Origin of the sequence: Dyella sp. LX-66, assembly GCF_018599165.1 — a bacterium.
Classification (GTDB): domain Bacteria; phylum Pseudomonadota; class Gammaproteobacteria; order Xanthomonadales; family Rhodanobacteraceae; genus Dyella_D; species Dyella_D marensis.
In genome coordinates this window covers 1-25982 of sequence record NZ_JAHFVJ010000019.1, presented here as the reverse complement: position 1 = coordinate 25982, position 25982 = coordinate 1, and the positions used below count along the sequence as shown (strand labels likewise).

The 25982-nt window shown below is 61.7% G+C and carries 18 protein-coding genes and 1 pseudogene; 16 read left to right on the top strand and 3 right to left on the bottom strand.

Annotation, left to right across the window (positions count from 1 at the left end):
- Positions 1 to 73 precede the first annotated feature (73 nt).
- The 7 genes from bamA to KK141_RS21735 all read left to right on the top strand — a co-directional run bounded on the left by bamA (position 74) and on the right by KK141_RS21735 (position 7319).
- Positions 74 to 2515 (top strand): outer membrane protein assembly factor BamA, encoded by a 2442-nt coding sequence (bamA, locus tag KK141_RS21765; protein ID WP_214573096.1) that lies wholly within the window; start codon positions 74 to 76, stop codon positions 2513 to 2515.
- A gap of 140 nt (positions 2516 to 2655) precedes the next feature.
- The gene (gene lpxD, locus KK141_RS21760; protein ID WP_214573095.1) at positions 2656 to 3684 is read left to right on the top strand and encodes a UDP-3-O-(3-hydroxymyristoyl)glucosamine N-acyltransferase; all 1029 of its coding nucleotides are present in this window, start codon (positions 2656 to 2658) and stop codon (positions 3682 to 3684) included.
- The gene (gene fabZ / locus KK141_RS21755) at positions 3677 to 4150 is read left to right on the top strand and encodes a 3-hydroxyacyl-ACP dehydratase FabZ (RefSeq protein WP_214573094.1); all 474 of its coding nucleotides are present in this window, start codon (positions 3677 to 3679) and stop codon (positions 4148 to 4150) included. Before lpxD ends, fabZ begins: the two co-directional genes overlap by 8 nt.
- Positions 4147 to 4935 (top strand): acyl-ACP--UDP-N-acetylglucosamine O-acyltransferase, encoded by a 789-nt coding sequence (gene lpxA, locus KK141_RS21750; RefSeq protein WP_214573093.1) that lies wholly within the window; start codon positions 4147 to 4149, stop codon positions 4933 to 4935. The genes fabZ and lpxA overlap by 4 nt, the downstream gene beginning before the upstream one ends.
- A 4-nt stretch (positions 4936 to 4939) precedes the next feature.
- Positions 4940 to 6145, top strand: a complete 1206-nt coding sequence (gene lpxB / locus KK141_RS21745) for a lipid-A-disaccharide synthase (protein ID WP_214573092.1) — start codon at positions 4940 to 4942, stop codon at positions 6143 to 6145.
- Positions 6142 to 6738: a ribonuclease HII gene (rnhB, locus tag KK141_RS21740; protein WP_214573091.1), complete on the top strand. Its 597-nt coding sequence runs from the start codon at positions 6142 to 6144 to the stop codon at positions 6736 to 6738. The genes lpxB and rnhB overlap by 4 nt, the downstream gene beginning before the upstream one ends.
- A gap of 368 nt (positions 6739 to 7106) precedes the next feature.
- Positions 7107 to 7319 carry a hypothetical protein gene (locus KK141_RS21735; protein WP_214573090.1) on the top strand — a complete coding sequence of 71 codons (213 nt, stop codon included), beginning with the start codon at positions 7107 to 7109 and terminating at the stop codon, positions 7317 to 7319.
- Positions 7320 to 7343: 24 nt separating this feature from the next.
- Here KK141_RS21735 and KK141_RS21730 read toward each other — a convergent pair whose 3' ends face one another.
- Entirely contained in the window at positions 7344 to 8783 is a 1440-nt protein-coding gene (locus KK141_RS21730; RefSeq protein WP_214573089.1) for an amino acid permease, read from the bottom strand.
- Positions 8784 to 9264: 481 nt separating this feature from the next.
- Here KK141_RS21730 and KK141_RS21725 point away from each other — a divergent pair, with 481 nt between their 5' ends.
- The 3 genes from KK141_RS21725 to KK141_RS21715 all read left to right on the top strand — a co-directional run bounded on the left by KK141_RS21725 (position 9265) and on the right by KK141_RS21715 (position 13757).
- Complete coding sequence (locus KK141_RS21725) at positions 9265 to 10896, top strand: recombinase family protein (RefSeq protein ID WP_345777629.1); 1632 nt, start codon at positions 9265 to 9267, stop codon at positions 10894 to 10896.
- A 1132-nt stretch (positions 10897 to 12028) separates the two neighbouring features.
- Positions 12029 to 13171 carry an XRE family transcriptional regulator gene (locus tag KK141_RS21720; protein ID WP_214573087.1) on the top strand — a complete coding sequence of 381 codons (1143 nt, stop codon included), beginning with the start codon at positions 12029 to 12031 and terminating at the stop codon, positions 13169 to 13171.
- Positions 13161 to 13757, top strand: coding sequence for a hypothetical protein (locus tag KK141_RS21715; RefSeq protein WP_214573086.1), 597 nt, complete (start codon positions 13161 to 13163; stop codon positions 13755 to 13757). Before KK141_RS21720 ends, KK141_RS21715 begins: the two co-directional genes overlap by 11 nt.
- Positions 13758 to 13794: 37 nt before the next feature.
- On the opposite strand, the gene KK141_RS23130 is transcribed toward KK141_RS21715, so the two are convergent.
- A complete protein-coding gene (locus KK141_RS23130) occupies positions 13795 to 14673 on the bottom strand; it encodes a HEPN domain-containing protein (protein WP_214573085.1) in 879 nt (292 codons plus the stop codon).
- 827 nt (positions 14674 to 15500) lie between these two features.
- Here KK141_RS23130 and KK141_RS21705 point away from each other — a divergent pair.
- From KK141_RS21705 to KK141_RS21695, 3 genes and pseudogenes are all read left to right on the top strand, one after another.
- Positions 15501 to 16577, top strand: a complete 1077-nt coding sequence (locus KK141_RS21705) for a ParA family protein (protein WP_214573084.1) — start codon at positions 15501 to 15503, stop codon at positions 16575 to 16577.
- A 494-nt stretch (positions 16578 to 17071) separates the two neighbouring features.
- Positions 17072 to 17338: pseudogene (locus KK141_RS23020) on the top strand (DDE-type integrase/transposase/recombinase); the annotation flags it as partial.
- A gap of 516 nt (positions 17339 to 17854) precedes the next feature.
- Positions 17855 to 18307 carry a hypothetical protein gene (locus KK141_RS21695; protein WP_250901936.1) on the top strand — a complete coding sequence of 151 codons (453 nt, stop codon included), beginning with the start codon at positions 17855 to 17857 and terminating at the stop codon, positions 18305 to 18307.
- 27 nt (positions 18308 to 18334) lie between these two features.
- Here the strand turns inward: KK141_RS21695 and KK141_RS21690 are convergent, their stop codons facing one another.
- Positions 18335 to 19903 (bottom strand): MASE1 domain-containing protein, encoded by a 1569-nt coding sequence (locus KK141_RS21690; protein WP_214573082.1) that lies wholly within the window; start codon positions 19901 to 19903, stop codon positions 18335 to 18337.
- Between the two features lie 223 nt (positions 19904 to 20126).
- Between KK141_RS21690 and KK141_RS21685 the strand changes: the two genes are divergently transcribed.
- From KK141_RS21685 to KK141_RS21675, 3 genes are all read left to right on the top strand, one after another.
- Entirely contained in the window at positions 20127 to 20600 is a 474-nt protein-coding gene (locus tag KK141_RS21685) for a hypothetical protein (RefSeq protein ID WP_214573081.1), read from the top strand.
- Positions 20601 to 20827: 227 nt separating this feature from the next.
- Positions 20828 to 25222 (top strand): RHS repeat-associated core domain-containing protein, encoded by a 4395-nt coding sequence (locus KK141_RS21680; protein WP_214573080.1) that lies wholly within the window; start codon positions 20828 to 20830, stop codon positions 25220 to 25222.
- A gap of 12 nt (positions 25223 to 25234) precedes the next feature.
- On the top strand, positions 25235 to 25603 hold the full coding sequence (locus KK141_RS21675) for a hypothetical protein (protein ID WP_214573079.1): 369 nt from the start codon (positions 25235 to 25237) through the stop codon (positions 25601 to 25603).
- Positions 25604 to 25982: the final 379 nt, after the last annotated feature.

The window sequence follows — 25982 nt, the reverse complement described above, 5'->3', positions numbered from 1 at the left end:
CACTTTTCCGGCTCAATTCATACGCGCAGCGGCCAAGGCGGCCGCTGCGTCCGCATAAACAACGGAATCGACGATGAAGCGTATCGCCGCCCTGATCCTGCTTGCCTCACTCACCGCCAACGCGCTTGCGTTCGAGCCGTTCGTCGTTTCCGACATCCGCATCGATGGCCTAAGCCGCATCTCGGCGGGCACGGTGCTCAACTACCTGCCGGTCAACAAGGGCGACCGCCTGACCTCGGATGCCGCCCAGCGCGCCATCCGCGCCCTGTACCAGACCAAGTTCTTCAGCGAGGTCGAGATCGACCGCGAAGGCGACATCATGGTGATCAAGGTCACCGAGCGCCCGTCCATCGCCAAGCTCACCCTGCGCGGCAACAAGGACATCAAGGAAGACGACCTGCGCAAGGGCCTGAAGGAGATCGGCCTGTCCGAAGGCGAAACCTTCGACCGCCTCTCGCTCGACCGCGTGCAGCAGGAACTGATCCGCCAGTACTACAACCGCGGCAAGTACAACGTGTCGGTCGAGCCGCACGTCACCAATCTCGACCGCAACCGCGTGGCGATCGACATCGAGATCCGCGAAGGCAAGGTCGCCAAGATCAAAGAGATCAACATCGTCGGCAACAAGGCGTTCACCGACAAGGAAATCCGCAAGGACTTCGAATCCGACACCACCAACTGGATGTCCTGGTATTCGAAGGACGACCAGTACTCGCGCGAGAAGCTCTCCGGCGACCTGGAGAAACTGCAGTCCTACTACATGGACCGCGGCTACGCCGACTTCGGCGTGGATTCCACTCAGGTGAGCATCGCCCCCGACAAGCGCGAGATGTACATCGCCGCCGCGGTGAAGGAAGGCGAGATCTACACCGTCTCCGACATCCACCTGCTCGGCGACATGGTGCTGCCGGAAGAAACCCTGCGCCAGCTGGTGTTCCAGAAGAAGGACCAGACCTTCAACCGCAAGGCGATCGAAGCCAGCTCCGATGCGATCAAGAGCATCCTGGCCAGCATCGGCTACGCCTTCGCCAAGGTCACCCCGGTGCCGAAGCTGGACAAGGACAAGCGCACCGTCGACCTCACCTTCTACATCGAGCCCGGCAAGCGCGTGTACGTGCGCCGCGTGGTGTTCAACGGCAACACCCGCACCGAAGACGATGTGATGCGCCGCGAAATGCGCCAGCTGGAAGGCAGCTGGTACTCGCAGCCGGCGATCGACCGCTCGAAGATCCGCCTGCAGCACCTGGGCTACTTCAAGAAGGTCGACATCGACAAGAAGCTGGTGCCGGGCACCGAGGACCAGGTCGACCTGACGGTGAAGGTGGAAGAACAGTCCGCCGGCAGCCTGATGTTCGGCGTGGGCTATTCGCAGTACTCCGGCATCATCCTGTCCGCCTCGGTGTCGCAGAACAACTTCCTGGGCTCGGGCGACAGCTTCTCGGTGTCCGCGCAGCGCAGCGACTACGTCACCAGCGTCAGCGCCACCTATTTCAACCCGTACCTGACCGACAACGGCATCGGCATCGGCTACAACGCCGCGTACAGCAAGAGCGACTACGGCGACGCCAACAGCGACTTCGTCAACTTCACCAGCAGCCAGAAGTCGTTCTCGGCCTTCCTCAACATCCCGATCACCGACTTCGACAGCCTGCGCGCGGGCCTCGGCCTGAGCAGCAACAAGATCAACCTGGACTACCAGGTCTACGATTCCACCGGCCAGATCGTCACGCAGAGCCTGTCGCCGCAGCAGCTGATCGACTACCAGAACGCGATCGGCCACAAGACCATCCACTCGTGGACCGGCCAGCTGGGCTGGACGCACGACACGCGCAACGGCTACTGGGCGCCGACCCGCGGCGGCATGATGACGCTGTCCACCGACATCGCCCTGCCCGGCTCCACCGTGCAGTACTACAAGATCTTCGGCGAGGCCAACCACTACTGGCCGATCGGCGGCGGCTTCGTGCTGTACCTGGACGGCCAGGTCGGCTACGGCAAGACCTACGGCCAGGAGTACGACAACAGCTTCGGCGACTACCTGAAGGGCCAGAAGATCGACTTCCCGTTCTGGGAGAACTACTACTCCGGCGGCGTGCGCGACGTGCGCGGCTTCCAGGACAACACGCTGGGCCCGAAGCTCTGCGTAGGCACCGACGCCAGCGGCAAGCCGCTGCAGGCCGACAAGGATGGCCGTTGCAACGGTGGCTACTACACCTACGCCCAGCCGGTCGGCGGCGCGTTCAAGGTGCTGGGCACGGCGCAGGTGTTCATCCCGCTGCCGTTCCTGAAGGACGTGAACACCGCCCGCGTGTCGTGGTTCGTCGACGTCGGCAACGTCTACAAGGACTACAGCAGCTTCAAGGCTTCGGAGCTGCGCGCCTCGACCGGTATCTCGCTGCAGTGGCAGGCGCCGATCGGCCCGCTGATCATCAACTTCGCCACGCCGATCCGCTCCAAGAAGGAAGATCGTCACTACGAAGAGCGCATCCAGTTCACCTTCGGCAGCCAGTTCTAAGCCAGGCATGGCCTGACCGGCAGGTTCCGAAACACCGCACCACCCCCGAAAGCGCGGCCACGGCCGCGCTTTCTTTTGCCCGTGCGGAAAGACGCCGCCGCCCCCGCGCCCTACAATGCCCGCACCGCCAGGGAGCCCGCATGAGCACCTTCCAATACACCGTGGCCGAGCTGGCCGAGCGCTTCGGCCTGGCCTTCCAGGGCGACGGCCAGCGCGTCATCGACGGCGTCGGCACCCTGGCCGGCGCCGGCCCCAGCCAGCTGAGCTTCCTGTCCAACAGCAAGTACGGCGCCCAGCTCGCCGGCGCGCGCGCCGGCGTGGTGGTGCTGCGCCAAGAAAACCTGGGCGACTGCCCCACCGCCGCACTCATCGCCAAGGACCCCTACGTCGCCTACGCCAAGATCGCCGCGCTGTTCGAGCGCCTGCCCGCTTCGCCCGCCGGCATCCATGCCAGCGCCGTGGTCTCGCCCGCCGCGCGCATCGCGCCGACGGCAAGCATCGGCCCCTGCTGCGTGGTGGAAGACGACGCCGTGATCGAAGACGGCGCCGTGCTCGGCCCGCATTGCATCGTCGGCGCCGGCTGCACGGTGGGCGCGCAGTCGCGGCTGGTGGCGCGGGTCACCCTGGTCACCCGCGTGACCCTGGGCAAGCGCGTACTGGTCCACCCCGGCGCGGTGATCGGCTCGGACGGCTTCGGCCTCGCCTTCGACAAAGACCACTGGATCAAGCTGCCGCAGCTCGGCGGCGTGCGCATCGGCGACGACTGCGAGATCGGCGCCAACACCACCATCGACCGCGGCGCGCTGGAAGACACCGTGCTGGAAGAGGACGTGCGCCTGGACAACCAGATCCAGATCGCCCACAACGTCCACGTCGGCGCGCACACCGCCATGGCCGGCTGCGCCGCGGTGGCCGGCAGCGCGAAGATCGGCCGCTACTGCATGATCGGCGGCAACGCCGGCGTGCTGGGCCATCTGGAGCTGGCCGACCGGGTTACCATTACGGCCAAGAGCCTGGTGACCCATTCGATCCGCGAGCCCGGCGAGTATTCCTCGGGGGTACCGTTGCAGGAAAACCGCCTGTGGCGGCGCAATGCGGCCCGTTTCAAGCACCTTGACGAGTACGTGCGCCGCCTTTCGGCGCTGGAGAAGGACAGCAACAATGAGTGACAAGACCGACCCCTTCCACCTGCCGGTGACCGTGGAGCAGATCCAGAAGCTGCTGCCGCACCGCTATCCGTTCCTGCTGGTGGACCGGGTGATCGAGCTGGAGCCGGACCACCGCGTGGTGGGCCTGAAGAACGTGACCATGAACGAGCCGTTCTTCCAGGGCCATTTCCCCGGCCATCCGGTAATGCCTGGCGTGCTGATCGTGGAGGCCATGGCGCAGACCGCCGGCCTGCTCACCCAGATCAGCAGCCGCATGAAGGGCGACACCGGCAGCCCGCTGTTCTACCTGGCCAAGGTGGACGACGCGCGCTTCTACAGCCCGGTGGTGCCGGGCGACCAGCTGCTGATGGAAGTGAAGCTGCTGCGCCTGCTGCGCGGCATGGGCATGTTCGCGGCCGAGAGCCGCGTCAACGGCAAGAAGGTCGCTTCCTGCACGCTGGTCTGCGCGGCGAGGTCCGACAAATGAGCCAGGCCAGCGCCATCCACCCCACTGCACAGATCGATCCTTCCGCCAGATTGGGCGCCAACGTCAGCGTCGGCGCCTACAGCGTGATCGGCGCCGAGGTGGAGATCGGCGAGGGCACGGTCGTCGGTCCGCACGTGGTGATCGAAGGCCCCACGCGCATCGGCCGCGACAACCGCATCAGCCAGTTCGCTTCGCTCGGCGGCGCGCCGCAGGACAAGAAATTCCAGGGCGAGCGCACCGAGCTGGTCATCGGCGACCGCAACCTGATCCGCGAATTCGTCACGGTCAACCGCGGCACCGGCGACGGCGGCGGCATCACCCGCATCGGCAACGACAACTGGCTGCTGGCCTACGTGCACGTGGCGCACGACTGCCAGATCGGCAACAACACCGTGTTCTCCAACTACTCGGCGCTGGCCGGACACGTGGAGATCGGCGACTTCGTGATCATGTCCGGCTTCTCCGGCGTGCATCAGTTCTGCAAGGTCGGCGCGCACGCCTTCATCGGCATGGGCTGCCTGGTCGGCTCCGACGTGCCGCCGTTCGTGATGATGGCGAACGAGCAGCGCGGCCGTCCGCGCGGCATCAACAGCGAAGGCCTGAAGCGCCGCGGCTTCGACCCCACGCGCATCGCCGCGATCAAGCGCGCCTACCGCACGCTGTACATGGCCGGCCTGACCCAGGCCGACGCGCGCGAGCAGCTGGTGTCGCTGGCGCAGGAAAGCGACGACGTGCGCTCGATGCTGGAATTCCTGGATCGCAGCGAACGGGCTCTCGCACGCTGACGCCATGAGCTCAGCCGCCGAAACCGCCATCGTCATCGCACTCATCGCCGGAGAAGACTCCGGCGACCAGCTCGGCGCCGACCTCATCGTGGCCCTGCGCAAGCGCTACCCCGGCGCCCGCTTCGTCGGCATCGGCGGTGCGCGCATGCAGGCGCAGGGTTTCGAATCCTGGTACGACATCCGCGAGCTGTCGCTGTTCGGCTTCGCCGAAGTGATCAGCCACCTGCCCCGCCTGCTGCGCCTGCGCAAGGAACTGGTGGCGCGGCTGATCGCCGCGCAACCGGCTGTGGTGGTCGGCATCGACGCACCGGATTTCAACCTCGGCGTGGAACAGCGCGTCCGCGCCGCCGGCCTGCGCACCGTGCACTACGTCAGCCCGTCCGTGTGGGCCTGGCGCGAGGAGCGCGCGGCCAAGATCGGCCGCAGCGCCGACCGCGTGCTGTGCCTGTTCCCGATGGAGCCGGCGATCTATGCGCGCCACGGCGTCGACGCCCGCTTCGTCGGCCATCCGCTGGCGGACCGCTTCGCCCTGGTCTCCGACCGCGTCGGCGCGCGCGACTTCCTCGAGCTGCCGCAGAACGCACCGGTGCTGGCCGTGCTGCCGGGCAGCCGCGCATCGGAAGTGGCAAAACTGGGCCGCGTGTTTCTCGATGCGGCGCGCCGCGTGGCCGCGCAGTTGCCGGGCCTGCGCATCATCGTTCCCGCTGCCAACACGCGCGTGCATGCAACGCTCAAAGCGATGCTCGGCGATGGCCCCAGCAACGATGACACACCCATCCTGCTCGACGGCCGCGCGCACGAAGCGATGCTCGCCGCCGACGTGGTGCTGCTCGCCTCCGGCACCGCCACGCTGGAAGCCATGCTGGCCAAGCGTCCGATGGTGGTCGGTTATCGCGTGTCGCCGATCAGCTACCGCATCGCGCGCGCGCTGAACATGCTGAAGACCGACGTCTACGCGCTGCCGAACATCCTGGCCCGCGCCTGCGGCCTCGGCGACCAGGCCATGCTTGCGCCGGAACTGATGCAGGACGACTGCACGCCGGAGAAACTGTCCGCCGCCGTGCTCGCGCTGTTCCAGGACAGCCAGCGCCGCGGCGAGATCGTCGCCGCCTTCGAGCAATTGCACCGCGCGCTGCGCGGCGAGCTGGAAGGCGAAGCGGGCGATCATGCGGCCGACGCGATCATCGAACTGATCGAGCGTCCGCGGTGAACAGGAAAGCGCTGCGCCATATCGCCGGCGTCGACGAAGCCGGCCGCGGTCCGCTGGCGGGTCCGGTGGTAGTGGCCGCGGTGATCCTGGATCCCAAGCGCCCGATCGACGGCTTGAACGATTCGAAGAAGCTCACCGAAGCGAAGCGCGAGTCGCTGTATCCGCAGATCGTGGCGAATGCGCTGGCGCATTGCATCGTCGCCATGAGCGTCACCGAGATCGACGAGCTCAATATCTTCCAGGCCACCATGGCCGGCATGAGCCGCGCCGTCGCCGGCCTGTCGCTGGTGGCGCACGAGGCCTGGATCGACGGCAACGCGCTGCCGAAGAACCTGCCCTGCCCCGGCCGCGCCATCGTCGGCGGCGATGCGCTGGAACCGGCGATCAGCGCCGCCTCGATCCTGGCCAAGGTCACCCGCGACCGCCTGATGGTGGCGATGGAAACGCAGTACCCCGGCTATGGCTTCGCCACGCACAAGGGCTATCCCACGCCGGCGCATTTCGAAGCGCTGCAGCGGCTGGGGCCGTGCGCCGAGCACCGCCGCAGCTTTGCGCCGGTGAAGATCATGCTCGATCAGGGCCAGCTCTTTTAGCCGTCTGTTCGCCGCGCGCGCAAAGCATCAACGAGGCCAAAAGCCGCCGCACGCAAACGATTTCCGTCATGCCCTTCGACACGGGTTTTTTCTTGCGGTGCGGGTCTAGACTGGCTCCACGGTCGGACCAGGCCCCAATGCCCATCCGACCGGCGCTCCGCCCTCGCCCGCGCCGCGCAACCCTTCTCCAGCGGCGCGCATCGAAGGTTCGAAGCAGGACGAAGCCGGGCCGACCGCCCCGCCGACCGCCGAGCCACCCCGGTTCCACGGCACGGTCGCCGCTTCAGGCACGGACGCAAGGTGCAGCCTTCCGCGTCGCCACGCGGAACACGCCAGCGGCGCATGCAAGACGCCGCAGGAGTTCAGCCATGACACTTCCCAACAAGCCACTCACCGTCGTCCCGAACGGTGGCGACGCCCCGTCGGCGGAACCGGCCGCGATCTCCCCCGCGTCAACGCAGGACGCGCCGGCGCTGCTGGATACCGCTCACGTCGACTACAACCTGCACCCGCTGAAAGTGGCCGGCCTGGATCACTTCATCGAACAGCCGAACGGCAACGAACGCTTCCGCATTTCCTGAGTGCCGGAAGGCAGGCGCGGTGCTTCAGCCGCGCCTGCGCAGCAGGCTGTGCCGGTAGCCGTAGGCGATGTAGATCAGCATGCCCAGCGCGGTCCACGCGCCGAGCAGGATCCAGTTGCCCAGGTTCATCTGCGCCAGCAGGAAACCGCACACCAGCACGCCCAGGCTGCACACCACCGGCGCGGCCGGCACGCGGAAACCGCGCGGCAGGTTCGGATGCGAGCGGCGCAGCACCAGCACGCCGATGCACACCGTGGCGAAAGCCAGCAGCGTGCCCATCGAAAGCAGGTCGCCCAGCAGGCTGAGCGGAAACACCGCGGCCAGGATGCCGCCCACCGCGCCCACCAGCAGGGTGGTGCGGTGAGGCGTCTGATGGCGCTCGTGCACCGCGCCGAAAAAGGTCGGCAGCAGGCCGTCGCCCGCCATCGTGTACAGGATGCGCGACAGGCCCAGATGCATCACCAGGATCACCGAGGTCAGCCCCGCCACCGCACCCACCTGGGTCAGCAGCTTCAGCCAGGCCAGCGGCGGATGCGCCGCCAGCGCCGTCGCCACCGGCTCGGCCGTGCCCAGCTGCGGATACGGCACCAGGCCGGTGAGCACCGCCGCCACGATGATGTACAGCACCGTGCACACCGCCAGCGAAATCAGGATGCCCGCCGGCACGTTGCGCTGCGGATTGCGCGTTTCCTGCGCCGCGGTTGCCACCGCATCGAAACCGATATAGGCATAGAACACGCTGGTCGCCGCACGGAACACGCCGGCCCAGCCGTAGTGATCGCCGCCCTGGTTCTGCGGTACGTACGGGTGCCACAGCGTGGGGTCCACGTACTGCAGCCCGCACACCACGAACAGCACCACCACGATCACCTTCAGCGCCACCACCACGCTGGCGAACGCCGTCGACTGCTTGGTCCCGCGATACAGCAGCGCCGTAAGCGCCGCGACCACCAGCAGCGCCGGCAGATTCAGCAGCGCCCCCGTGAACTGCAGATGCCCGTCCTTGAAGCTCAGCGGCGCATTGGCCAGCGCCTCCGGCACATGGATGCCGAGGCTCTTCAGCAGGCCCACGCCATAACCGGACCAGCCCACCGCCACCGACGACACCGCCAGCAAGTATTCCGCCACCACGTTCCAGCCGATAAACCAGGCCAGCAGCTCGCCGAACGTGGCGTAAGCGTAGACATAGGCACTGCCCGACACCGGCAGCATCGCCGCGAACTCCGCATAGCTCAGCGCCGCCAGCGCCGCCGCCAACCCCGCCAGCACGAACGACAAGGTCAAGGCCGGCCCCGCATGCTCCGCCGCCGCCTGCCCCGTGATCACGAAAATACCGGCGCCGATCACCGCGCCCACGCCCAGCACGATCAGCTCCTTCAGCCCCAGCGTCCGCCGCAGCGAATCATCGGCAGTGAGCGAGGCCTCGACAGGCTTCACGGCAAACAGCGAACGGATCAACGACATTGGAGCGCTCCGGGGCGCGGCGGAAAGCCAGGAACCATGCCAGCCGGGGGCGGCCGTGGCAACTGGAATCGGGGCGGGGCCTGCGGTTGCAGCCTTGGGGCGAGCACCCACCCCTCACCCCAACCCTCTCCCCGGCGGGGAGAGGGGGATGCAGGGCGGCGCGAAAATCGAGCGAAGAGCACGCGGCGCAGCCGCGGCGTTCCGCTTGTGCGCAGTTGCTCTTGATCTACCGGGTCCCCTTGGCGCCGGCGGTGAGGGCTGGACGATCAGGCCCCGCAGGGGGCGAGGACAGGAGTCCTCGCCTTTTTGATCAGGGCATGGATGCCCTGTCAAAAAGCCCGGCCAGCCCTCACGGACCCTCAGCAGCTGCGCTGCTGAGGGCGCCAAGCAGGGTGCCCTTTCTTCTTGGTTACTTCTTCTTTGGGCAGCCAAATGAGATCCCATATAGACTTCACAACTTGCTCAGGGGTCGATGCTTCACGTGGACGCAAACATCAAGGTCTATAGCTATTTACGCTTCAGTGACGCCCGACAGTCCACCGGCAGCAGTGCCCATCGCCAGATCGAATTTGCGGCCAACTGGGCCAAGGGCCGGCAGCTGCAGCTTGATGCCTCGCTCTCCCTCCGCGACGAAGGATTGAGCGCCTACCACCAGCGTCATGTAAAGCAAGGCGCCTTGGGCACCTTCCTCCGCGCCGTGGACGAGGGCCAGATTGGCGCGGGGTCCGTGCTGGTCGTGGAAGGTCTGGATCGGCTGAGCCGTGCCGAACCGCTCCAGGCCCAGGCACAGCTTGCCCAGATCATCAATGCCGGCATCACCGTGGTGACTGCCAGCGATGGCCGGGAATACAACCGGGAGGGACTGAAGGCCAATCCCATGGAGCTGGTCCATAGCCTCCTTGTGATGATCCGGGCACATGAGGAAAGCGATACCAAGAGCAAGCGGGTTAAAGCGGCCATTCGTCGTCAGTGCCAGCAGTGGCTGGACGGCGCCTATCGCGGTCGCATCCGCAATGGCAAGGATCCCCAATGGCTAGCGTGGCAGTCGGATGGCTGGCACCTCATCCCGGAACGGGTCGACGCTGTCCGAATGGCCATCGACCTGTTCCGGGCCGGGCATGGGGCGGTGGCTATTGTCGATCGCCTCAATGCCGCGGGACTCTCCGTCTCGGACAAAGGCACCCGGGCGACGCACCTGTACAAGGTGTTTCGCCTGCCTGCCCTGCGCGGCACGAAGACCCTGTCGGTCGATGGCGTTGATTACGCGCTGCCCGACTACTACCCGGCCATCCTGAGTCCAGAGGACTTCGACGAACTGCAGGGTCTGTTCTCGCAGTCGGGTCGACGCAAAGGCAAAGGCGAACTGCCCGGCATCATTACCGGGCTACGCCTTACCCAGTGCGGGTACTGCGGGTCGGCCATGGTGGCCCAGAACCTCATGAGCCGGAAAAAGGACGACGACGGCCGGGTCCATGACACCTATCGCCGCCTGTCTTGCGGCTCCGGGCAGGCCTATCGCCGTTGTCCGGTGGGCGGCAGCACGAGCATTGCCCCGATCGAACGGGCGCTGCTGGACTTCTGTTCGGACCAGATCAATCTGGATGCTCTGCTGGAACGCGGTGTCGTTGACCCGCCAGCCCGCCAGAAACTTGCCGCCGCCAAGGCACGCGTCGCCGACGTGGAAGCACAGCTCAAGCGCTTGACCGACGCCTTGATGCAGGACGACGGTGCGGCGCCGGCGATCATTCTCCGTAGGCTCCGTGAACTGGAGGACGAGCTGGAACGCCTGCGACGGGAGGTGGCTGACGCCGACGCGGAATGGGCAGCCGTATCCCGGAAGGCGCCGACGACCGCCGACGCTTGGCGCGAACTGGTGATCGGGGTGAAGAGCCAGGACTACGATGCGCGACTGAAAGCCCGACAACTCGTGACCGATACCTTTGCACACATCGTGGTGTATCGCGTGGGTGTTGAGCCCGGCGAGCAGACCGGCTCTGCGTTGGATCTAGTCCTCGTACCGCACGGCGGTCATCCGCGGGCGCTGCGCATTCACCGCAAGACGGGGCAATGGCTTGGCGCAGAAGAGATAAGTAGCCAAGCCTTAGCCGGCTGATCCGAAAATATCCCTGCGCCGGGAAATGCGGCCGATTCGAAACTAGGCGTGCGTAGAAGCGTACTGTGGGTTCGAATCTCACTCTCTCCACCACCCTCAGAGAAAAGCCTATTTTTGAGGCTTTCCTCGTAAGTTGAGAGAAACGGCGCTTGGTCAAGTCGGTTGGATAATAACCATGCGGCTTGCACACCACCTTTTTGCGTCATCCGTCAGCTGTGTGGCATTTCCGTCTGATCGCGCCCTTAGACCTTCAGCCCTTGATCGGGCGAAAGGTCATCAAGAAATCAGTGAACACCCGGGACCCTGTTCTTGCCCGCACCTGGGCGTATGCGCTCGGAGCGCAGTATGCTCAAGATATTCGTCGCCCTGGTGACCAGCGGTGAGATCAGGCCGTTGACCGGCCAATCTTGATCTTCGGGAACAGCCGCTTTTCGCCCTACTTCCTCAGCCTTTCCACGCGCTCCAGCAATCCCAACCGTTGCGCGGCCGCCAATAACTTGCCCGCGAACTACACCCACCTCAGTTACGCCCGCCGAGATTTGCCGATCATTCCGCAGCCGACCTTGGGCGCGGCCGTGACGGCCATGGAACGCAAGGGGTTCTTCACCAGGCGGGGCGAGGCTTTGCGCAGCGACATCATGATCCCCGCCAATATCTATGAGGCCGCCATGCCATTCTCTTGGAAGAGCAGCAGCGGCGCGCCCAGGCGGATGTGGCCAGGGAAGGCATCTGTAAGGCCGAAACGGACCCGCCGGCCTCCGCTGCACCAACGGCCCCACCGACCCAGGCCTCCGCCATCCTAGTGCGCCCCGCTTCCCTTCCCGAGGGCGAACCAGGCTCATTGCTGGCGCGCTTCCGGGCGGTGGCTCCCATCCCGGAAACACCCCAGGCCCATCAGGTTCTGACCAGGATGGCCCGGTTGGTACAACTCATTGGACGGCTCTTGGGCGCCCTGTCCGAGCTGGCTGATCGCAGTGGCTCCCGAAACAGACCATCTTGATGGTGCTAACCTCCCGCTGGAACTATGGGCATTGGTGCCACAGCCTCTTGCGCTTTGCGCCATCGGCGGCCAGCTTGATGTGGTGCCGGCGTTTGGGCCCATCGCAAAGACACGGACCTCTTTGACCAGCCTATGGCCATCAATCTTGCAGCGCTCGGGGACAAACTGAGGAAATACCGCGATCAGTTGCAAGAGACGATCGCAGAGGTGGCCGAGGTCACTGGCATTCCAGGTGACAGGCTCACCGAGATGGAAGCGGGAAGGGTCGAGCCGACCGGAGATGAAGTCTTGATCCTGGCGGATCACTTTCAATGTGATTTCCGGTATTTCATTTCCAACGAACGGCTCGCCCCATTCGAACAAACGGACACGCTTTATCGCCGACACGGCCAGGATTTCCGAAAGGAAGATCGCCGGGCTGTGCAAGAGTTTCTCTACCTCTGTGAAACGGAGGCCCTCTTGATGTCGGAGCTGGGACGGACCTGGGAAGAGTTTGTGTTCCGGCCCTCTGGCATCTTTATGAAAGGGCACGGAGAGGCGGCGGCAGCATCCCTCAGGCGTGCCCTTGGCTACGCAGACCACGAGGTCCGAAGGGATATTTTCTCGGAGTTCCGTCGCATCGGCGTCCATGTTTTCCGACGCCACCTGGGGAACTCGAACATCTCAGGGTTGTTCATCCAGCACCCGACCGCTGGCAAGTGCGCCCTGGTGAACTACAACGAAGATGTTTACAGGCAAAGGTTCAGCGCGGCACATGAAGTGGCGCACTCCATCTTCGATGTTGACGAAGGGGCCACCGTTTCATTGGATCGTTACCCCGGGGTGGATTCCAAGGAGGTGCGCGCCAACCGCTTCGCGTCTTGCTTTCTCATGCCCCCCGCACTCCTCAGGGGCATCAGGGTTTCACAAGGTTGGAGCGATGATGAGTGCTTGCACTGGGCAAATCAGTTGCGAGTGAGCTGCAATGCGTTTGGCATTGCCCTCAGCGAGGCCAAACTGGTTGATCCCGAGCGCAGCCATCAGATACGCAAACTCCGCGTGCCAAAGGATGCCAAGAAGGATCCAGAGCTTCCCGAGGGACTGGCCGCATCACAGCGCGAGAAGAAGGCCCGCCTTTTGGAGCTGGGGCTGTCGGATTTCTACGTCAGCCTTTGCTTTGATGCCTTCAAAGAAGGGGTGGTCAGTCGTGGGCGGCTGGCCGAAGCGTTGTTGACGGACCATTCGGGATTGGTGGAACTGGCGGCCATTTACGGAAGAAGCCTCCATGGAAATTGATCCTTCTAGTTTCCACCCCGTCAATGTCACGGACACGTGCGCCGTTTGGAACGTGCTCTCATCATTGCGCCTCTACGCTGCGGCCAAAGCTGCCGGTTGCGATTTTTGCATGACGGCCTTTGTCCATTACGAGTGCCTGATCAAGAAGCGTGGTGAGCTGAAAGAAACCCACCGCACTCTCATGGATCGTCTGAGAAGGGCGCAACGCAACGGCGATTTTGCCTCTCATGCTTCCACCATTGGTGACCTTCAACGAGTAGCCCAGCTCGAACAACGAAGGAAGCTGGGCAAAGGGGAGCTTTCATCCATCGCCTTCGCCATGAAGATTGGGCAGGCGGTCATGACAGATGACCAAAAAGCGCGGCGCCTGGCACACGATGTGGGACACTCGCTCGTTCAAACCACGCCGCATCTCTTCGGGTGGTTGTTCTTCGCGGGGAAACTGACAGAGGCCGACAAGGGAGCGATCATCCAGCAGCATGTAGAGATGGGGCAGATCCTGAAACCTCACCTTGAACGTGCCTACGAAATGGCGATGAACGCGATCATGAAGGCCACCCGCAAGCCAGCAGATTTCGCGGAGTGATCAGCCATCCTTGGACTGAGAATGGCTAGGCAACTGATCACCCACAAAACAGGGCGCGTTCAAGGTCCTCCTTTGAGGGGACCGCTTTGCGCTCAATGATCTTGATCAGGACTATGCGCAGCAGCTCGAACGATGCCAGGAGATCGTCGTTGCCATGCTTGGGTTTCCCATGCGCCGCCGCTGAACGCATGTCATAGAGCTTCCCGATCTTCTTTTGATGGGCCAAGCGCTCGTCGCCGGGCGGCTCCATGTAGGCGGCGATCATGGAGGAGACCCGGAACTTTAACTCGGCCATGGCCGGGGAAAAGATGGCCTCCAAGGCCCCCCAGATGGAGACCAACGCCATTGCCGTGCTCGGAATGAATTGCCCGATGTCGAGCACGTCCATTGCAAAGGCAAACTCAGAGCTAGAAGCCCTGAGGTTCGCCGCGGCGGCCCAGTTGTTTTTGACCCAATCCAAGTCCTCCATGGACATCGGCTCGACTAACCTGAGGCCGAAATGCCGTGGCAATACCTCCACAACGCTTCCCTTCAAAGCCGTCCCGGATTTGTCGAGTTCCGGGAAAGATGCCAGGGGATGCTCAGAGGAGAAAATCATGGAGACTTCTGGATTCACGAAGATACGGATCAGACCGACGATCGTTTTCGCCACATCGAACCGGCTGAGCCGTGGGTGCTGGTAGCTCTCCGGCACCACGATTTCCGTCCGCATGTTGAACGCATCGGAGCCCGAAGAAGGGAGCCAAGGGCCGGGATGCGCTGCCCCAGGTTGGGGCGGCTCTTTGAATGCCAAAATCCTCTGGCACATCAGATGCGCATAGGTCTTCCGAAGAAGAAGGTCGTTCCCGAGATCATACTCGTCCGAGGAGAGCTCCAAACCCGATAGTCCGGCGTAAAGAGGTTTTTCCGTGCTCACGCGCTATTCTCTCCTTTGGGTGGTGTCGCATTGTAAGTTTTGCTCTGGGCTTCCGTGCCCGCCACAGGGCCAAGCTTTGGCCGGCGCCCTTTGCGGCTCACCACGGGGTTCCCCTCGTTCCCGAGGCGCCGCGCATACGCTGCCTTTGCCACGGCCTGAGCCAGGTAAGCTGAAAATCTGGCCGACACATACGGCACCAAGCCCAAGGGTGGATATTCGTGCTGTTCCATGGCTCTCTTGCATTCAAGCAGTGACCCACGAGCCACATACGTGCGTGCGTCCACCCCTTTTCCATCGCTGTGGCCGTTGATTGTCTGAATAACGCTGATGGGCACGCGGGCACGCTCGCATCGGGTTGTCAGCGTGTGCCGGAAACAATGGAGCGATTTTTTCGCGCTCTTGATGCCACAAGCGTTGCGCAAATAGTGCTTGTTGAACCATCGAGAGATGGTTCGCCTGGGCCGCCTTCCGGCCATCCCAGTCCGGGAAACAAGAGCTCAGACCCTGCGGCACGGACATCGGCCAGGTACTTTCCAAGCCCAAGGTCCAGCAAGCGTGCGTGAACAGGGATCCGACGCATGGAGTAGTCCGTTTTGATGCTTTGGCCTTCGCGGAACGGGGCGATATCGAAATAGAGAATGGTGTGCTCCACGCCATCATCGTCCAGCTCGGCATTGCCGACGCTCGAAAAGACCGCAGCTGGGGCTCTGGAAGCCGGAAAAGAATAACTTTTTGGTTTTAAAGGAAATATTGCTACTGACCTGGGAGTGCAGCTTCGCTATCATGAAACTCTGGCCGTACCGGCTAGCACTCAGGGGAGGGAGGTCATGGAGCAGACGATTTATGCGTTCTACAACAATAAGGGTGGAGTCGGTAAAACAACCCTCTGTCAGAACGCGGCATGCTTGTATGCTCAAGATAATCCGAAGAAGCAGGTTTTAGTGATTGACCTTTGTCCGCAGGCAAATATCTCCCAATTTCTTTTGGGTGGTGGACATGCAGGTTATCAAGCTAACCAACAGCTCCAGCTTACGAGCACTCGCAAGAATATAGTTGGTTTCGTTGATTTCTTACTGAAAGGCAATTCAGGATTTACCAGCATTCGTAGATCATATGCAGTAAAGGTCCATGAGCACAACAAAAACGTTACGGATAACCTTTACCTGATTGCCGGGGACTCCTTTCTTGAGTCCCTTTCATTAGCACTCAATTATGCAGTAATTAACCCCGCCAACACCAAGGCGTGGAGCGAGTACATGACTGCTATTAAGCGCTTGTGCGAGCTAGAGTTCTTGGAAGAGAAGTACGAGTCTCTTACCGTTTTTATTGATTGCAATCCCAGTTTTTCGATCTATACCCAGATGGGCTTGGTGTCTTCGGACTTTCTAATTGTCCCGATGATGGCTGATTATAGCTCTCTTGAGGGCATCAAGGGCATTCTTAGCCTTCTATATGGGGAGTTTCCCAGCGCGGCGCTTAAAAATTACGCCGAAGATTTTGTCACGTTTAACACGCAAATTGAGAAATACAAGCTCAAGTTACCCGTAATGTATGAGTTCGTTTTTAATAACTTCACATCAAACAGTGGCGTAGCCGCTGCCTATGAGGCGGTTAAAAACGAACTGACCGATTTCTGCTATACCTCTTACCAGAACTTTCCGCATCTTTTTGCAGTGCCTGAGAACTCCGTGACGACTAAAAGGTCTTGGGCCGCGGCATTTATCTCGGACACGAAAGACTTTCACACTTCTGGCAAGGTTTCTGCGGGGCTCGGCATCCCTCTTCATCGCCTGCCCAAGCACGCCTCGTATACGATGCCTGAGGGGACAACGATTGGTATCCCCTCCGGCAATTATGAGCAATCTTTGGCTCATGTTCGAAGCTTGGTGAGTAAGTTGGCCTGATTCGGGTTTCTTAGACCCTTACTGGTCGCTCCTCGGGGTAATTACGCGCGCGCTCGAAATGGCGCGCACACGTTTCCGCTCCGCGTTCCCGCAATGCCATAGCTTGTCGTATCAAGCAAATGATCACCGGCTCCACTGTCGCATCGTCGGGGATGCGCGGATCGCGTGGCTGGCTGGGTACAGTACCCAAGCTTTCGCTGAGCGGGTTGATCGGCAGCGCAACTTCCCTGGGCGGCGGCAACCTATTCAGAACGCTTAAACTATCTCATTGCGCGCGTCACCTCTGGAGACGTCCTCGTTGTTCGCCACGATCCAGGCGAGGGTCTGGGAGATGACGTTGTAGGCATGGATCGTGAACGGCTCATTGCCATCATGTCCCGCGTCCTTGCGCGAGGGAGCATTACTCCCTGGAAAGATGACAGCACTGATGGCGTGGGATGCGTAAACACGGGCTTCGTTCCGTGCGCTCCCCGCTTCGACGTCGCTACAAGGGCGGCAAACCAGCGGTGGTCGCGCCCAATCGACTGCAGCGACAGTTCAACGTCAAGCACCCCGATCGAGCGTGGGTCACTGACATCACCTACCTACGCACGGCCGAAGGCTAGCTCTATCTGGCCGTCGTCATCGACTTGTATTCGCGTGCAGTGATTGGCTGGTCAATGAAATCCAGCCTGGCACGCGAGCTGGCGATGGATGCGTTGTTGATGGCGATCTGGCGGCGACATCCCGCACCAGGCGTGGTGATCCACTCCGATCACGGATGGCGGCGCAAAGGGATTGTTTGAATTGCCGACTGAACCGTCTAAAAGGAGCTTTGTAGACCATGGACCTTTTCCTTCGAGAAGGCCCAGCAAACGTATCACTTGCTCTTCACCCTCCGGTCCAGGCCTAGGGGCTCACTTCAGGCATGCATCTATCTGCGTCATCCGCCACCTCATAGAAATCCCTATCAGCGCTAAGCCGGGCGCGCCTTGGCCGCTATCGCATCCCTGCATCAAAAGTGGGGGAAGAAGTGCGCAGGCGAGGAGGGGGGACGACCGCGCGCGCCGGGGCAAGCCCTCCTTGCTTGATCATTTTCTGACCAGGCCTGCACCGCCGTGGACGGTCGCATACGGGCCCTGCATCGAAGCCCTGCCCGCCAGCCCCCCCCCCCTCGGCCCGAGGGGAATCCCAGTCAGCGGTGGAAAGGCGCTGCTCATGCCACTTTCACATCTCGGTGCTAGATTCCCTTACTCATAGATTCGCCGATTTCATCAACGTAAAAGGGGTCGCTGTTTATGCACCTGCTGTCACGTGCAGTCCTCGCAGTCGGCTTAGCCGCCGGCCTTGCCAGCACGGCCATGGCCGCGTCGCCCAACTCGGGGCTCGGCCAAGCTTGGCCCAACGCCCCGGATGTGAGCATGAACCCCAACTTCCACGTTTACGTCTTCGACTTTGGCGGCGTTCGGTACATCCAGGTGAACGACGCCAATGGCAACGTGCTCGGTAGCGTCGGCAGTGCCGGCGGCGCCTTCATCACTCTCCCCATTGGACGGTACGCGAATCTTGTCGATACGCCGTCGCAACCCACCGGCCTTCCGACCGCCACGCAACCGGCCGCCACGCCCAAACCGATCTACAACGATGGCACCACGGCCATCACGGCGACGCCTCTCTCAAACGGCTCCATGCAGATCCACGCGGCCGACGCCTGTGGCGACCCGGTTACCTGCAATATCAAAGTGCAGTGATCGGCGTGACCGACCCCACTCACGCACTCACGGGTGGGGTTGGCCGGGATGCCGCAGCGAGATCAGTAGGCGCCGCCCCTGGGCCAATGGGCGCTCACGCATGGAGCCGTGATACGTCGCTGCGCGGTCTTCGATAGCACGCAGCCCCAAACCGCTGGACAGCAGCCGCAACGATGGTAGAAGCCGATCCCAACCAATGTGCGCTAGGCGCTCGGGGTCACCAATGGTCTGCACCATCATCGCCATGCGCAATGGACTTTGCATCCCGCAGCGGACCTTGACCAGCACCTCACTGACGTTCCGCGCGGCGCAAGCGTCGCTGACGGCATCGCAGATGAGTCGGTAAGCCGCAAGATGCATCTCTTGCGGAAATACACTGGCCGGCCCTCGAACATCGCACCAGAATGCCACGCCCGCGGCCTCTAGATGTCTTACCAAGGCCCCCTGCGCCAACATCCCTGGTAATCCCCTATCGCGATACATCAGCGGATGCATCGCATCGCTCAGTAGCGAAAGTTCCCCTTTCGCTAACTCGGCAAGCCGCCGATAGCGACGATCCTCCGCTGCGGGGAGATAGTGGCTCAACCGGGTGAATAAATGACCCAGCATCACATCGAACGCTTCACGTGTGCGCTCAAGCGAGACAGCGGCACTGCGTAGCTGCGACTCGCCTAACTCCACGTTTCGCTGTGCAAGCGCCATTGCAGTGCGCGAGTCCACGCGCTCTTGATCGGCCCGTCGGTGGAGTCCTGCTACGTGCTCGCCGACGAGCAGCATGGTAGCGATAGCCAACGCCACCAGCGTCTCCGCCTGCAGCGTACCCGCATCGACCTCGGCCGGCATCAACAGCATGATCCCGACGCTAGCGAGGGTGCCGGCAAATGCAGCACCCATCCAACCATGACGGAGGGCCAAGAACACCACCGGCAAGAACATCGCCATCTGCGCGACGGGCCGATTTTGTGCGTCACGGAAACCGACCCACCCCACGAACAGCATGACCGGAATGGCAACGAACGCGGTATCGAACAAGAGGCGACTGTCTGCCACCTCATGAAACCACGAATTCCAGTGCCCTCGCGCCTCGCCGGCGAGCTGAGCGAGAACCATCGCCGTAGGTGCAACCGTCAGCACGCCGAGCAGATTGCCGAGTACCAGGCGTGGAACCACCTGGCTATAGTCAAGAATATAGTTCGGCGGCAAAGGGGTTAGGAGCAACTGGCCGAGTGTGATTCCCGTGGCCATCGTCGCCACCACGAAAGCACACAGAACGAGCCCAATAACCTGAAACGTTCCCTGCCGGGGAAAGAGAAGACCGCGCTCACGAAAGGCCCAAACGATAGGCGTGTAATACGCAATAGCCGGCACTAAGTTCACCGTCGCCCACAAAGCGCCGTACTGCGGATAGCAATCGAAGCTCACGTACGCCATGCGAGCCAAGCCACCGAGTACGAGCGCCGGCCAATACCGGTATCGCGCGAGAAGCAGCACACTCAGATGAAAGCCGGTAACGATGATCCAGTGGGTAAAGGTCACTTCGCTAATGAGAAAAAGCATCGCGCAGTACAAAGCGCCCATCGCAAAGTGTCGAATCAAGGCATCCGCCCGCGGTCCAACCCGCATCGTTCTTCCCCTTGCCAAATCCTTGTGGTGTACCGCTCGAAGGCTGGGATCACACCGAGCCCAGCGTGAAACGTCTGTGAATCCTACGCGATTACCCAAAGGCCGCACAGCGTGTTTCGCCAGCTCCGGTGCTTCGCTGTCAAGCGCCCTCTTAGATATGCTCCCAGAACAGGTAGATGGAACTTACAGGGAATCTATGAGTGGCACATGGGAAAAGATTGGTTTCGGGGTGGTGTGGACGATTGTCGGGGCGGGTGCCGCAGCGCTTGGGTCAAGCGCCTACTTCACGGAAAGGCATAAAGGCGATACAGATGAAATCACGTATCTGCGCGGCCGTGTCCACGATCTCGAGAATAAGAATGATGAACTTCGCAAGGAGGCCCGGGAATCCTACGCATCGAATCAGGCCGCTAGCGAACTGGTCACGTGCCGTGCCCAGCTCGAAGACATGCGGCGTGTGCAGAACACCGCAGCAATCCAAGAAATCCGCCGACTCGAAGAAGCCGTCAATCAGGATGAGCGCCGTCTAACAAGCGGCATCATTTATAGCTGGCCTAACGGTCAACACACCGATGCCGATGCTTCGACTGATCGCCTCTTGAAGGAACGACTGACCGCAGAGCGCTCGGACCTTTCGGCAATGCGCCATAAGCTCGTCTGCGCGCCCTAACTCAACTCCGCTCTAGTCAGCCGTCTAATTTAGACGTCTAAAGCCACGCCAGAGCACGCTCATCAGCCTTCACATTTTGTTGACATTCCGTCCTGAGATGCTGATGCGCCGGTCTGTGGCTTGCCCCATCGGCAGCAGCACGCACATGGCTTTATGGATGACGCCGCGCCGCTGATGGAGCGCAACGCGAACTTAGGATCGAGACGATAACGGCGAGGGAGACAAGGATGGCCGCTATACAGAGGTTTCATAGCCGCACGCGCCGCGTGTGGCTTTTGGCGTGGGCGATGGCCCTGTGCCTGGGATGGGTGGGCGCGACTAGCGCCACGACTTACTACGCCATCCCGTTCTACATAAAAGACTTCGATACGAACAACAACCCCGTGCAGTATTCATGGGGGGAAATCAGCCTAGCGCTCGATGGGACCAAGCAGTTCCTTGCAGCTCGCTACCCTGCAGGCGCAAATTGCCAAGTTGCCTCAGCCTATGAGAACGCGACGCAGCAGGCCCAGGGCAACGTCGCGAAGGTCTACTATGTATCGACCGACCCCAACAGCTTCGTCTGCCCAAGCAATGTCATCGAGATTCAGCTGTCGGCTTACGACAACAATCCCGAAAAGAACACCGGTGATGCGGGCAACTGCAACGGCGGCGATGGTGTGCAAGGCGGTGACGGCATCGTCACCTGCCCTGACACCCCCTTGGTCTTGGACCCGATCAATCTGGCGACGGGTAACAAGTACGACCAAGAATCCGATTTCGATGCCCTGCCCTGGCTGACGTTCCGGCGCTTCTACAACAGCCAGGCCAGCGTGCGACCGGCGAGCATGGGGCCACAGTGGCGCCACTCCTTTGACCGCTCCCTGTTGTTCCAGAACACGCTCGTGGGCGGTGGTGGGACATCGTACATCCAGCTTCTCCGGGCCGACGGCCGCAGCGAGCGCTTCATGCCCACGGCCAATGGCGGTTGGGCAGCCGACCCCAATATCCCCGATACGCTGACGGCCGACAGCACGGGCTTCACCGTCTATGTGGCCGGCCCGAATCAATTCGAGCGCTACTCGACTTCGGGGCAGTTGCAGTACATCGCCGATGTCACCGGCCAAACAACGACGCTCACCTACAGCGGCGGCAAGTTGCAGACCGTGACCGACCCGTTCGGTCGCACCCTGCAATTCGCCTACGATGGCGCCGGCTTGCTGCATACGGTGACACTGCCGGACGGCGGCGTGCTGACCTATGGCTATACCAACGGCACGCTAACCTCTGTGCAGTATCCGGATAGCAAAACCAAGCAGTACGTCTACAACGAACCGACCTATACCGGTGACGCTAACTTCCCCTATGCCCTGACCGGCGTCATCGATGAAGCGGGCGTTCGCTACGACACCACAGGCTACAGCGCTACCAACGGTCGCGCGGTGTCGTCGTCGCATGCCGGCGGCGCCAACGCGGGAAGCGTGACAGGCGGCAGCAGCTCGTTCGCCACCATGACGTTTCCGCTCGGCGCCTCGGGCAATATCTCCATGAAAGACGATGGCTATGGCGCCATCAAGCTGACCGGTATGTTTGCGGCCTGCAACACTGACTGGTGCAAGCAGCGCTATCAGTCGATTCAGTACGACACGAACGGCTATCCCAGCCAGTACACGGATTTCACGTTCAACGTCACCAAGCTTATCTACAACACAGCGGGCCTGGAAACGCAGCGGATCGAAGGCTACAACCTGGCGTCGCTTGGGCAGCAACGCACGATCAATACCACCTGGGACACCACGCTCCGCAATCCCTTGACGCGGATCACGCTCGACAGCAACAACAATCCCATCACGCAAAGCGCCTGGGTGTACAACAGCACCGGCCAAGTGACTGCGCGTTGCGAGATCGACCCGGCTGTCAGTGGCGCATCCAGCTATACCTGCGGCAGTAACGCGCAGGCACCGGCCGGCGTGCGTCAGTGGACCTATACGTACTGCACCAGCGTGGACGGCATCCAATGCCCCGTTGTAGGCCTGAAACTGACGGAAGACGGCCCGCGCACGGATGTCTCCGACATCACGCATTACAGCTACTACCTGACGACCGATGCTTCCGGCTGTGCCACCGCGGGCGGCGCCTGCCATCGGGCAGGGGACCTCTACCAGGTCACCGACGCGCTAGGCCATGTGACCACGAACACTGCCTATGACCTCGCGGGACGGCCGACCCGACAGGTCGATGCCAATGGCGTGATCACCGACCTGGCCTATACCCCACGCGGGTGGCTCAAGACGCGCACGGTCGCCGGGGCGACGACGACCTACGCCTACAAGCCTTATGGCGCCGTCGAATCTGTCACCGATGCCGATGGCGTGACGGTTACCTATACCTATGACAACGCGCACCGGCTAACTGACGTCACGGATGCTCAGGGCAACCACGTTCACTACACACTGGACGCTGCGGGCAACCGCACGGACGAGGCAACCTATGCGGTCGGCAGCTCCACGCCGAGCCGACGCGTTTCCCGCACATTCAATAACCTGGGCCAGCTCACCAAGATCATTGACGGCTTGAACAACACCATCTTCGACGCCAGCGCCGGTGGCGGCTACGATGCGAACGGTAACTTGGTGACGTCGGTCGACGCGCTGGGCGTGACCCAGACGCGGAGCTATGATGGCCTGAATCGCTATTCGGGCCTCCAGAACAGCGCCACGGTCAACGGTTCGACGGTGGTGTCGTCCACCAGCTATACGTACGACTTGCTGGACAACCTCACCCAGACCCTCACGCCGGACTACAAGTACACAACCAGTGCTTACGATGGCTTGAGCAACCGGAAGACGTTGACCAGCCCCGACACGGGCACGATATCGTCTACGTTCGATGTGGCGGGCAACCTGCTGACCCGGACGGACGCCAAGAACATCGTTGCCACGTCGAACTACGATGCACTCAACCGCCTTGCAGCGACCACGTACATCGATAGCAACCTCAATGTCGCCTATCACTACGACGAGACCGACAGCGTCACAGGTTGTGTGGGATCGTATCCGGTGGGGCACCTGACCCGTATGGTCGAAGCCAGCGTCACTACGGTGTACTGCTACGACGCCCGAGGCAATGTCACGCAGAAGAGCCAGACCCAGGGTTCAGCGACCGACGTTACCGGCTACTCGTACACCTTGGCGGACAGGCTGGCCAGCGTCGCCACACCCAGCGGTACATCTATCCAGTACCAGCACGACACGGTGGGTCGCATCAGCGCCATCACGGCGTTACCGCCTGGCACGACTGGCGCAGGCACCGGCAACATCGCGACCGGCATCACCTATCTGCCCTTTGGCCCTGTTGCGAGCTACACCCTGGGGAACGGCCAGACCGTTACGCGTACCTATGATCTGAACTATCAGGTGACGGACGCCACCAGCCCCGCGCTCAACCTGCACTTCGCCCGTGATGCCATGGGGCGCATCACGGCGCTGGGCAATGCGCCTGGCGCTAGCCCCGCCACAGAGACCTACGGCTACGATTGGTTGTCGCGACTCACGGGCGTGAACAATGCTGCTGGCACGAGCGTGGAGTCCTATACGTACGACGCCATCGGCAATCGCACGAGCAAAACCGGCAGCGGACTCGCGACAGGCACGTATAGCTACTACCAGTACCCGCATAATTGGCTGAGCTACGTCGGAAGTACCGCCCGAACCTACGATAACAACGGCAATACCACCGCCAGTTCGGTGGGCGGGGAGTCGTTTGGCTTCGGCTACAACGGCCGGAATCGGATGACCATCGCGCAGCGCAACGGAAGCACGGTCGGCACCTACACCTATAACGCCCTTGGCGAGCGCGTCGCAAAGGTGGCCACACTGCCGGCCTCGCTGAGCCAGCGCTTTGCTTATGATGAAAACAGCAAGCTCCTCGGCGAGTACGGTGGCACTACCCGCGACTACATCTGGTTGGAAGATCTCCCGCTGGCGATCATCGATACCCAAGGGGCGGTGAGTACCACCAATTACGTGCATGCCGATGGCCTCAATACGCCACGAGCAGTCGCCGACAGCACCGGTGCGACGGTATGGCAATGGGCATATCAGTCCAACCCGTTCGGCGAGGCTCAACCCAGCTCGACCAGCGGCTACACGCTCAATCTGCGCTTCCCAGGGCAGTATTACGATGCTGAGTCGCGCATCGCCTACAACATCAACCGCCACTATGAGGCAGCGACGGGTCGCTATCTCCAAAGTGATCCGACCGGACTGGACGCCGGCCCGAGCACGTATGGTTATGCCAATATCAACCCGCTGACCTTCACCGACCAGCTGGGCCTGCTGCCTAAACCATTGCCTCCCGAGAGGCAAAAGTTAGTGCCCTGCAACAACGAAGAAATGGCCCAATGCGAAGAGATGTGCGGGGCGCGAGGTGTTCAAAGCTGCCGGGCGAACCGCGTTTTCAGGACCACCAGGTTCATTGATCCGCTTGAACTCAAAGAGTACGGCACGCGCCGACTCAGCTGCTCTTGCAACGACCCGGATGAACATTCACCCTTCGTGGTGCCCGAATCGGAACCTTCGGAGAAACCAGTGCCCTCGTTATCGTGCCCGTGCACCGACCCTATCGAATGCGCCACTCATTAGGAATCTAAGCAAATGCTCAAGACGCTTACTTTTGAAAAGCGCGAGATCGACTTCTATGCTCAGCATGTTACTTACGATGAGCTGACCGTCGGTGACGACTACTACATGATCAGCTACGCCGATGGTGATTGCAAAATTCCAGTGATGGAATCGCTTATCTATCTAGGGAAGAACATAGTGGGCTTAGACTCGGCCGAAACCCTATATTTTCAAGACGCTGAGTCCTACCGCGCCGGGGTTCGCGTTACCGACAGCCCAGAGCGCGGAACCTACGAGCTTCACGGCCTCAAACCTGATCAATTGGACATGATTTATGATTTTGAACGCGCGCTTGAGGAATTGATGCGATGTTCAATGCAGCGCAAGAAGATATTTAGGTGACAGGCGGTTCGCGCCGGCCACATGGTCGGCGCGAACCATATCTTCAATAAACCTCACCTCTTCGATTCAACCGGCGGCACCGCAGGTCCAAATCGGAACACATCAGCACCCATTGCTTCATCAGTCCACGCATGCGGACCCGAATCGGCACCACCTCATTGGCCAGAAAGTACCTGAGTCGCCTTCCCCGTATCACCAATAAGCTGGCCTTGACTGAAATCACCGAACCCTTCTCTACAGCGAACTAATCGCACTACCCTGCCAATGGCTTTCGGCCATTAATAGATATCAAAAATCATCGCCGCAGACCACGATTGCCGCACCTAGGCGTATGCTTCCCAATAGGAGCTAGGCTAGGGACCTAGAAGTAAACGGGGGG

Coding starts and splice junctions, on each gene's coding strand:
- bamA (WP_214573096.1), top strand. CDS start 74: ATGAAGCGTATCGCCGCCCTGATCCTGCTTGCCTCACTCACCGCCAAC.
- lpxD (WP_214573095.1), top strand. CDS start 2,656: ATGAGCACCTTCCAATACACCGTGGCCGAGCTGGCCGAGCGCTTCGGC.
- fabZ (WP_214573094.1), top strand. CDS start 3,677: ATGAGTGACAAGACCGACCCCTTCCACCTGCCGGTGACCGTGGAGCAG.
- lpxA (WP_214573093.1), top strand. CDS start 4,147: ATGAGCCAGGCCAGCGCCATCCACCCCACTGCACAGATCGATCCTTCC.
- lpxB (WP_214573092.1), top strand. CDS start 4,940: ATGAGCTCAGCCGCCGAAACCGCCATCGTCATCGCACTCATCGCCGGA.
- KK141_RS21735 (WP_214573090.1), top strand. CDS start 7,107: ATGACACTTCCCAACAAGCCACTCACCGTCGTCCCGAACGGTGGCGAC.
- KK141_RS21730 (WP_214573089.1), bottom strand. CDS start 8,783: ATGTCGTTGATCCGTTCGCTGTTTGCCGTGAAGCCTGTCGAGGCCTCG.
- KK141_RS21720 (WP_214573087.1), top strand. CDS start 12,029: ATGGCCATCAATCTTGCAGCGCTCGGGGACAAACTGAGGAAATACCGC.
- KK141_RS21715 (WP_214573086.1), top strand. CDS start 13,161: ATGGAAATTGATCCTTCTAGTTTCCACCCCGTCAATGTCACGGACACG.
- KK141_RS21705 (WP_214573084.1), top strand. CDS start 15,501: ATGGAGCAGACGATTTATGCGTTCTACAACAATAAGGGTGGAGTCGGT.
- KK141_RS21695 (WP_250901936.1), top strand. CDS start 17,855: ATGCACCTGCTGTCACGTGCAGTCCTCGCAGTCGGCTTAGCCGCCGGC.
- KK141_RS21685 (WP_214573081.1), top strand. CDS start 20,127: ATGAGTGGCACATGGGAAAAGATTGGTTTCGGGGTGGTGTGGACGATT.
- KK141_RS21680 (WP_214573080.1), top strand. CDS start 20,828: ATGGCCGCTATACAGAGGTTTCATAGCCGCACGCGCCGCGTGTGGCTT.
- KK141_RS21675 (WP_214573079.1), top strand. CDS start 25,235: ATGCTCAAGACGCTTACTTTTGAAAAGCGCGAGATCGACTTCTATGCT.